The sequence below is a fragment of the Streptomyces sp. NPDC059994 genome (assembly GCF_042737755.1).
Lineage (GTDB): Bacteria > Actinomycetota > Actinomycetes > Streptomycetales > Streptomycetaceae > Streptomyces.
Genome location: NZ_JBHWUR010000128.1, coordinates 18,627 through 19,696, shown reverse-complemented (window position 1 = coordinate 19,696; position 1,070 = coordinate 18,627). Strand labels below are relative to the sequence as shown.

At 67.9% G+C, this 1,070-nt stretch carries 1 protein-coding gene; it reads left to right on the top strand.

Annotation, left to right across the window (positions count from 1 at the left end):
* Positions 1-601: 601 nt before the first annotated feature.
* The gene (locus ACFWA7_RS35510; RefSeq protein WP_385547517.1) at positions 602-961 is read left to right on the top strand and encodes a hypothetical protein; all 360 of its coding nucleotides are present in this window, start codon (positions 602-604) and stop codon (positions 959-961) included.
* Positions 962-1,070: the final 109 nt, after the last annotated feature.

The window sequence follows — 1,070 nt, the reverse complement described above, 5'->3', positions numbered from 1 at the left end:
GCCGGGCCCTGCTTGTCTCTCTGGCTACGAGAGAAACCATAACCACACCACCGACGAATGTCTACTCCGGCCAACATAGATTTCCGCGAGTTCGAACGTGAGGTAGCCGCCTCGACCGGTCTGTCGATGGTCGGAGCAGGCCGAAGCTCAGGTCCGGCGCTCGGAGTGACCCACAGCCGTGCAGCCCGTCGGGCTTCCCAGGGCGCCGCCGACTGCGGCACGACTACCGTCGACAGGTGCCAGCCACCGCTGGGCATTCATGCTTTCGGGCGTATCACCCCGACAGGCCGGCCAGTGACGGGTGGCACGAGGGCCCGCGCCGGTCTTGGCGGGCCTGACCCGATGACCGGGCGGCTCGTGGAAGTGGCAGCGGCGCACGAGGGTGCCGCCGCGAATACCGTTGCCGACGCCCGCGATACGGCACGGACCCTTCTCGGCCTGGTCGGCGGCACCAGGGGGCTACGGCGGGCCCATGGCCGACCGCCTCGCCCGCGCCACCGCGGTCACCCGCCGGGCCTTTGGTGGCAGGACGGTGACGCCCGTCCTGCCTGGTAGCGCCACCGTTCAAGCAGCGGGATGACCGGTGAATATAATCTGCGTCATGTCGAAGCCTGACGAGCTGCTCGTTGACGTCGCCGCCCTGGTGGAGTCCGGGCAGAGCAACCAGATGTCCCTGACCGTGGTCACCGGTGGTGCTGTCATCACCGGTCGGCTGGCTCCCGAAGCCGTGTGGAGGCTGAGGGTGTCGGATGTACTGACGGACTCGGACCGCCTGGGAGAGTTCTCCTCCATCTTCAACGCCCCCGCGAAGAAGGACGGGCCGCCCACTCATCTGCACTTCCATGTCGCCCGGATCCTGCAGGGCACCGTGGGCATCCCGGAGACGGGCGGGATGTACCGCGTGGCGATCGAGGACGTCAGCGCCTGGACCGTGGGCGACTTCAGCTATTCCGACCGCTGAGCGATCACTGCGGCGGGAACCCGTCGCACGCAATGTGGGCCCGACCGGCCTGCCGGTCGGGCCCCAGAGCATTTAAGCAGTAAGCACGCGCCAGTTCCCTCCGTCAAAC